At 67.7% G+C, this 7619-nt stretch carries 6 protein-coding genes, 1 pseudogene and 1 CRISPR repeat array; all 7 genes and pseudogenes read left to right on the plus strand.

The window, feature by feature from the left end; all coding sequences use genetic code 11:
• A pseudogene (locus GL263_RS28450) lies at nucleotides 1–232 on the plus strand (CRISPR-associated protein Cas3); the annotation flags it as partial.
• Nucleotides 233–687: 455 nt separating this feature from the next.
• Complete coding sequence (cas5c, locus tag GL263_RS17045; RefSeq protein WP_182856582.1) at nucleotides 688–1461, plus strand: type I-C CRISPR-associated protein Cas5c; 774 nt, start codon at nucleotides 688–690, stop codon at nucleotides 1459–1461.
• 4 nt (nucleotides 1462–1465) lie between these two features.
• The gene (gene cas8c / locus GL263_RS17050; protein ID WP_182856583.1) at nucleotides 1466–3253 is read left to right on the plus strand and encodes a type I-C CRISPR-associated protein Cas8c/Csd1; all 1788 of its coding nucleotides are present in this window, start codon (nucleotides 1466–1468) and stop codon (nucleotides 3251–3253) included.
• A 74-nt stretch (nucleotides 3254–3327) separates the two neighbouring features.
• Nucleotides 3328–4245 (plus strand): type I-C CRISPR-associated protein Cas7/Csd2, encoded by a 918-nt coding sequence (cas7c, locus tag GL263_RS17055; RefSeq protein WP_182856584.1) that lies wholly within the window; start codon nucleotides 3328–3330, stop codon nucleotides 4243–4245.
• Between the two features lie 59 nt (nucleotides 4246–4304).
• On the plus strand, nucleotides 4305–4907 hold the full coding sequence (gene cas4 / locus GL263_RS17060; RefSeq protein ID WP_267132777.1) for a CRISPR-associated protein Cas4: 603 nt from the start codon (nucleotides 4305–4307) through the stop codon (nucleotides 4905–4907).
• The gene (gene cas1c, locus GL263_RS17065; protein WP_182856586.1) at nucleotides 4904–5938 is read left to right on the plus strand and encodes a type I-C CRISPR-associated endonuclease Cas1c; all 1035 of its coding nucleotides are present in this window, start codon (nucleotides 4904–4906) and stop codon (nucleotides 5936–5938) included. The genes cas4 and cas1c overlap by 4 nt, the downstream gene beginning before the upstream one ends.
• A 1-nt stretch (nucleotide 5939) precedes the next feature.
• A complete protein-coding gene (gene cas2 / locus GL263_RS17070) occupies nucleotides 5940–6230 on the plus strand; it encodes a CRISPR-associated endonuclease Cas2 (RefSeq protein WP_182856587.1) in 291 nt (96 codons plus the stop codon).
• 136 nt (nucleotides 6231–6366) lie between these two features.
• A CRISPR array of direct repeats spans nucleotides 6367–7580; the repeat unit is 37 nt; unit sequence GTGGCGGTCGCCCTCCGGGGCGGCCGGGTATCGCAAC.
• The last annotated feature ends 39 nt before the right edge of the window (nucleotides 7581–7619 follow it).

Here is a 7619-nt window from a genome sequence, read left to right on the forward strand (position 1 = left end):
TGTCGCAGCTGACATCGCACGCCTCCGCGGCCCGCGCCCCTGTGGTCCGGAGGTCCTGCGTCGACTCCAGCCTCACACAGCTGCTCTCCCCCGCCGCGAGGCGCAGTTGGCTCTGCGGAACGGACTCGCGACGCCGATCACTGGCGATCTCCTGGAATGGCACGGCCACTACGACGAGGACCGTGGTATCGACCGCGACGCCCCCGAAGACCGCAGCCAGTTTCTGCTCTGACACTACGATTTGGAGAAGGTTCCTGAACCGATGAAGATGGCAGGGTGCTCTCTGGAGCTTGGCGGCTCGTCACACCGAGCCGAGGATCGAAACTTTGTCGGTGTCTGGATAGCGCGCGAGTTGGGGCTGGCCACGCAGGAAGCTCGCGTGGCCAGCCCCTCGCTACGCCAGATCGTCCCGTGTTCGGAGCCGACCCAGCACCAGTACCCCGATGATCACAATAATTACCGACCAGTCAGGGACTTGGCACCCATGAGTCACCAGTCGCCTCCTTCTTTGTAGGTGTAGAAGCAGAGCCAGTGTGCCGCCTCGCGAGTGAGGTCCCGCATCCCCGCATCCACCCCAGCGGCGAAGAGCTCAGCTTCCTGCTGGTCAGCCCGGGCTCACCGCCACTGACTCGACCCACCCCCCTCACCACAGTTCACCCGAATGAGTTAACCCGTCAAGGAGGAAAGATGGCTGCTCCCATAACTGCGGCGCGGCGCCGAAATCGCGGCAATGACGGTTGGGCGTTCCCGGATCTTGTCGTGGAGACGTGGGGCGATCTCGCGTGCTTCACACGTCCGGAGTTGAAGTCCGAGCGGGTCAGTTATCAGATGATGACCCCTTCTGCGGCTAACGGGTTTCTGCAAGCAATCTTCTGGAAGCCGCAGTTTCGGTACGTGATTCGTCGGATCGAGGTGATGAAGGGGGTGCGGTGGCAGCAGGTTCGGCGTAACGAGGTCCGTTCAGTCACCACTGCCTCCGGGGTGCGGTCCATGCGGAAGGAGCCGACGCAGCGGTACGACGTGGAGGAGGACCGGGATCAGCGCAACACCGTGGCGCTGGCGGATGTGCGCTATCGGATTCATGCGCAGGTGGTGGTATCCGCCGAGGCGCGTGCGGGGTCGGACGGCTTCCCGCCGGCGACGGAGGAGAAGTTCCGGGAGCAGTTGCGGAGGCGGGTGGAGCGCGGGGCGTGCTTCTCGCAACCGTTCTTCGGGTGCCGGGAGTTCACCGCTTCGTTCGGCCCTGCCACCGACCGGGCAGCGGATCAGGAGGCCAAGCTCTGGACGGAGGAGCTGGGGCTGATGCTGCACTCGATCGAGTACACGCCGAGCGGTGAGCGGTACCGGTGGTTCCGAGCTCGGGTCGAGGGAGGAGTGCTGGAGGTGCCGCGGAGGCCGCTTCCTGAGAGTGCTGTCGTCATGCCCGAGGGGCCATGGCGGGCCGCAGGGACGGAGGGTTGATCGGGTGCTGCTGCAGAGACTCAAGGAGTTCGCCGAGCGGGCCGCCGATCAGCTGCCCGCGGAGTACTACCGGCCAAGGACCATTCACTGGGTGCTGCGGATCGCCGAGGACGGAAGCTCGGCCGAGCTTGAAGGCGGGGGTCCGCTACCGCCGAAGCAGCGGGATCAGGCGCTGGTGGAGCAGGTTCCCTATGTACAGCGGTCCGGGACGAAGGTTCCTCCGTATCTGCTGGTGGACTCGGCTGACTTCGTACTCGGCGTCCCGAAGGTCGCCGCAGCGGGAGCGCCAGCCGAGAAGGCGGCTGCGGAGGCCGGACGCCGCCATGACGCCTGGCGGGATCTCGCACTCGCCTGGGCAGAGGAGAACGCGGATGATCCAGCCGCGGTGGCACTGCGCCGGTACCTGGTGGACCCCTCAGTGCGGTGGCCCGTCAACGAGCGAGTTTCCGCGAAGGATGTCGTCGCCCTTCGGGTCGGCATGCGGTGGCTTCATCCCCTTCCCTCGGTACGGAAGTTCTGGGCGGAGGTGGTGCGGCAACGGAAGGGAGGCTCGGAGGAACGGTCCGGTCTCTGTCTGGTGTGCGGTACGCACGCGCAGCTGCTGGCGACGATCCCCGAACCGGTGAAGAAGGGTTCGGTACCCACGGTTGGCGGCAGCAACGAGGGCCAGCTGGTGTCCATCAACGCTGCCTCCCAAGGCAGGCGAGGAATCACGCAGTTGGGTAACACACCGATCTGCCACACCTGCGGCGGCCGGTCAATGGCCTCCCTCAACCACCTGCTGGCCTCCGAGCGGCACAGCCGCCGTTTCCGTGAGGACGGTGTGTTGTTGTGGTGGACCCGCGAGGGGGCGAACGACGACGCCCTTGACGCACTGCTGCATGACAAGCCGGACGAGGCCGATATCGCGCGGCTTGTCGACAGCATCAACGACGCTCCTCGTCCAACCGCCGCTGCCGGTATCGACGCCGATGCGTTCTACGGGCTGACGCTCGGGCTGAACAACGCCCGGATCGTGGTCCGTGACTGGATCGACGTACCCGTCGACCGTGTCCTGAGGGCCTGGGGACGCTGGTTCGATCACAGTGGTGCCTTCGACGGCTGGAATCGGGTCACGCGTTGGACGCCGATCTGGCTCATGGCCCTGTCCTGCGGTCGCTGGGACGGCGAACGGTACGCCAAGGGCAGCGCTCCGCACGGGCTGGAACACGACCTGTTGCGCTCAGCGCTCCATGAGAACCCGCTACCCGCCCACGTGCTCCCGCTGCTGTTGCAGCGTATCCAGGCCGACCAGCGCATCGACACGCCACGGGTCGCGCTGCTGCGCCTTATCCTCAACCGCCCCTTCTCACAGACTGGGAACGCTGTGAATCCTGCGACCGAGAAGCTCAACGAGGACAGCACCGACGCCGCCTACACGGCTGGCCGGATGTTCTACGTCCTGGAGGAGGTCCAGCGAAGTGCGCTGGAGAACCTGAACACCTCGCTGCGGGACAAGCACTTCCGTACGGCGATGGTCGCGCCGCTTACCACCATGACGCAGTTGGTAGCGAACGCCAACGCGCACTTCAAGCGGCTCGAACGGGATAACCCCAAGGCTGGACGAGCGCTTCTCGACCGGCTCACCCAGCTGCAGAGCCGCCTGGACACCACGCTGCCGCAGCACCTGGCCCCAGACGGCCAGGCTCGCTTCGTTCTGGGCTACTACCACCAGCGGCAGTCCGCTCTGGAAGCCATGGCCGCGGCACGGAACAACGGCGAAGGGGACGGAGGCTCCACGGAAGGCACCTGACCTGCACGCGCGCCACAACGCTGCCCTATTCACCGCGCTGCCACAACCACCACACGAAGGACGAAGACTTCACCATGACCGCTGACGCCCACCTCGACCCCGCCCGCAAGCACGACTTCGTGTTCCTCATCGAAGCGGTGGACTCCAACCCCAATGGCGACCCCGACAACGGCGGCATCCCTCGCACCGATCCCATCACCGGCGAAGGGCTGATCACCGATGTCGCCATCAAGCGCAAGATCCGCAACACGGTCGCGATGTTCAACGGACACGAGAACAAGCCCGGGAACCACATCTACGTCGAAGCCGGTGTCGCCCTCAACGCCCAGCACGAACGCGCCTACACGGAGGGGGCAGCCACCGACACCAAGTCCGCACAGGCGTGGATGTGCCAGAACTTCTTCGACGTCCGCATGTTCGGGGCCGTCATGACCACCGGCAAGAAGGATCGGTGGGCGGGCCGCGTTCAAGGACCCGTCCAGATCGGATTCGCCCGGTCCATCGACCCCGTCACCCCGATCGACATCGGTATCACCCGCCTCACTCCGACCCGTGAAGAGGACGTCGCAGCCTGGAACAACCCCGACCCGAAGGCCAAGGGCAAGGAAACCGAGATGGGCTCCAAGCACATCGTGCCCTACGGCCTCTACAAGGGCGTCGGACACTTCAGCGCACCCCTGGCGGCGAAGACCGGTGTCACGGCAGAGGATCTCGCGCTCTTCTGGCGCGCCTTCGAGCTCATGCTCGAACACGACCGCGCCGCGGCCCGGGCCGGCCTCGCCCTGCGCGGCCTCTACGTCTTCACTCACGACGACGCCTTCGGACGCGCCCCCGCCCACGAACTCGCCGATCTCGTCAGCGTGACCCGACGCCACGACGTCACCGCACGCAGCCTGGGCGACTACCAACTCCACACACCCGAGAAGGACGAGCTACCGGGCGGTGTCACCCTCACCACCCTCCTCCCGAAGATCCCAGCCGCACGGGCATGACCGCGGCACCCTCGGCACAGGGCGGAGAGGGGCCCCTCCCACAGGTTCCCCTCTCCGCTTTGGAGCACTACGCCTACTGCCCCCGTCAAAGCGGTCTCATCCTGCTGGAAGACGCCTTCGAAGACGACGCCGCGACCGTCCGCGGTACCCTCCTCCACCAGCGCGTCGACACCCCCGGCAACCGAGGCCGCGGAACCGTCCGCACCCTCCACGCCCTGCCCGTCTACCACGACGCCCTCGGCCTGGTCGGCATCTGCGACACCGTCGAACTACATCCACACGGGCGCGTTCTGCCCATCGAGCACAAGTCCGGCCGCTACCTGCCCGGCGGCCCAGCCGACGTCCAGACCGCCGCGCAAGCGATCTGCCTGGAGGCGATGTTCCACACAACCATCAGCCGTGCGGCCGTCTACTCCGCCCACGACAGACGTCGACACACCGTCACCATCGACGACTCCCTGCGCCAGCATGTCCGCGACCTCACCCACGAGATCCGGCGCATGCTCACCACGAGCGCCCTCCCACCACCGGTCGCTGACAACCGATGCCGCCGCTGCTCCATGGCGGCCTCCTGCATGCCGCACGTCCTCACCGGCACCCGCCGCTTCCGCCGACTGCTGCAAGACCTCTACCGTACGGACCCGCCGCCGGAGCAGCCATGACCCTCGAACTCCTTAACACCCTCTACGTCCAGACCCAGGGCACCGACCTCCGACTGGAAGAAGACTCCGTACGGGTCCGCGTCCCCGACCAACCCGGGCGCCGAACCCTCCCCCTCAGACGCCTGGACGCCATCGTCGTCTACGGCCACGTCAACCTCTCCACCGAGCTCATCACACGCTGTGCCCAAGACGCGCGCTCCATCACGTGGATGAGTCGCAGCGGGCGCTACCTCGGCCGGCTCGACGGAGGCGTAAAGGGAAACGTCCTCCTCCGCCACTCACAACACCAGGCACACGACAACGCCGACACCCGCATCGCGATATCCCGCAACATCGTCGCGGCCAAGATTCGTAACAGCCGCTGGGTCATTCTCCGCGCCGCCCGCGACGCCAAGGCAGCCGCTCAGGAATCCATGCGCACCGTCGCGACCCAACTCTCCGACGCCACCACCGAGATCCCCGACGCCCCCGACAACGACACCCTCATGGGCATCGAAGGCAACGCGGCACGTCTCCACTTCGAAGCCCTCCGCCACGCGCTCCGCCCAGCAGAGGGCATCCCCCCGTTCGAACGTCGCATCCGTCGACCACCGACCGACCCGATCAACGCGGCCCTCTCCTTCACCTACGGGCTTCTGCGTGGCCTGGTTCACGGCTCGACCGAACAGATCGGCCTCGACCCCTACGTCGGCTACCTCCACGGCATCCGACCAGCCAAACCCGCGCTCGTCCTGGACCTCATGGAAGAGTTCCGCGCCCCGCTCGCCGACCGCCTCGTGCTCACCCTCCTCAACCGACGCCAGCTACGCCCCGAACACTTCGAATACCTACCCGGCGGAGCCGTCCACCTCACCGACGACGGACGTACCGCCCTCATCCAGGCATGGCAAGAGTGGAAACAGCGAACCTGGCAGCACACCCTCGCCGGCCGCGACGTACCAGCCGGACTACTCCCCACCATGCAAGCCCGCCTCCTCGCTCGCCACCTCCGCGGCGACCTCCCCGCCTACCTCCCCTGGACCGCAAGCTGACATGGACCTCCTCCTCACCTACGACGTCGACACCACCACTCCCGAAGGAGCCAGACGCCTCCGCCGTGTCGCAAAGCTCTGCGAAGGCTACGGACTACGCGTCCAGAAGTCCGTGTTCGAAATCGTCGCCGACGAGAAGAACACCCTCCAACTCCTCGCCAGGATCGATGCCATCATCGACACCAACCTCGACAGCATCCGCCTCTACCGCCTTCCCCACAACGGCCTCGCCGACGTACAGACCCGCGGCACCGCCCGACCCCAACCACACAGAGACGACCTGGTCATCTGAGAGCCCACTTCGGTACCGCAAGCACACCAACGACACGCGGACCACACCGAGGCAAAATGCCGGAATCACCCGAACCGCCGCCGGCCACACCCGTCGTACAACGCACCACCGGCGGCGAATACACTGCTCAGGCACCGTGGCGGTCGCCCTCCGGGGCGGCCGGGTATCGCAACTCCAGCGTCCACGTGCCATCAAGGCGCACCTCGACCACGTGGCGGTCGCCCTCCGGGGCGGCCGGGTATCGCAACGACAACTGGCGGGGATGTACCAGGAACTCGCCCAGCATGTGGCGGTCGCCCTCCGGGGCGGCCGGGTATCGCAACATCAGAAGGGTGGCCCAGGAGTGGCGGTCTACAAGCGTGGCGGTCGCCCTCCGGGGCGGCCGGGTATCGCAACCTCTACGGGCTCGCCGGGTTCCGCCGGCACGGTGGGGTGGCGGTCGCCCTCCGGGGCGGCCGGGTATCGCAACCGGAGGACGACGCGCAAGGCGAGGGATCGCTGGAGTGTGGCGGTCGCCCTCCGGGGCGGCCGGGTATCGCAACGTCGTCGTCCATCGGCGAGCGGTAGTCCTGGCCGGAAGTGGCGGTCGCCCTCCGGGGCGGCCGGGTATCGCAACCTCTCCTCCCGGCTGCGGGAAGTCAACGGCGCCGAAGTGGCGGTCGCCCTCCGGGGCGGCCGGGTATCGCAACTCCGCCTCGGTGCGCTGGCCCGGAACCTCAGCCGCGGGTGGCGGTCGCCCTCCGGGGCGGCCGGGTATCGCAACCACCATGGCGCGGGGTGGGCTGTCGGTTAAGGCGGCGTGGCGGTCGCCCTCCGGGGCGGCCGGGTATCGCAACGTCCACCGGCTGGTGTGCCACCCGCTGCACCCCAGCTGTGGCGGTCGCCCTCCGGGGCGGCCGGGTATCGCAACTCCCTCTGGCACAAGAAGGCCAGCCTGCCGACCCCGCCGTGGCGGTCGCCCTCCGGGGCGGCCGGGTATCGCAACCCTTGCGCCACCGCTCGTAGGCGCCCTCCTGGTCCGTGGCGGTCGCCCTCCGGGGCGGCCGGGTATCGCAACACCACCACGGGCGCGAAGCGCCCGAGCACCCCTGAGCCGTGGCGGTCGCCCTCCGGGGCGGCCGGGTATCGCAACCCTGCCAGTCCTCCACCAGCTCGTCCAGGCGGCGTGGTGGCGGTCGCCCTCCGGGGCGGCCGGGTATCGCAACCCCGAACCGATGGAAGACCTCGGCACTGGACACCGGTGGCGGTCGCCCTCCGGGGCGGCCGGGTATCGCAACTCATCGACACCCCGCAGATCGAGGACCACGCCGCCAGTGGCGGTCGCCCTCCGGGGCGGCCGGGTATCGCAACGCCCTGAGGCTGTGGCCCAGTGGCTCGCGGTGGGGGGGC

This window comes from Streptomyces durbertensis, from assembly GCF_014156695.1.
GTDB lineage: Bacteria > Actinomycetota > Actinomycetes > Streptomycetales > Streptomycetaceae > Streptomyces > Streptomyces durbertensis.

Bases quoted from the DNA above. Each gene is read 5' to 3' on its own strand.
- cas5c (WP_182856582.1), top strand. From the start codon at position 688: ATGGCTGCTCCCATAACTGCGGCGCGGCGCCGAAATCGCGGCAATGAC.
- cas7c (WP_182856584.1), top strand. From the start codon at position 3,328: ATGACCGCTGACGCCCACCTCGACCCCGCCCGCAAGCACGACTTCGTG.
- cas1c (WP_182856586.1), top strand. From the start codon at position 4,904: ATGACCCTCGAACTCCTTAACACCCTCTACGTCCAGACCCAGGGCACC.
- cas2 (WP_182856587.1), top strand. From the start codon at position 5,940: ATGGACCTCCTCCTCACCTACGACGTCGACACCACCACTCCCGAAGGA.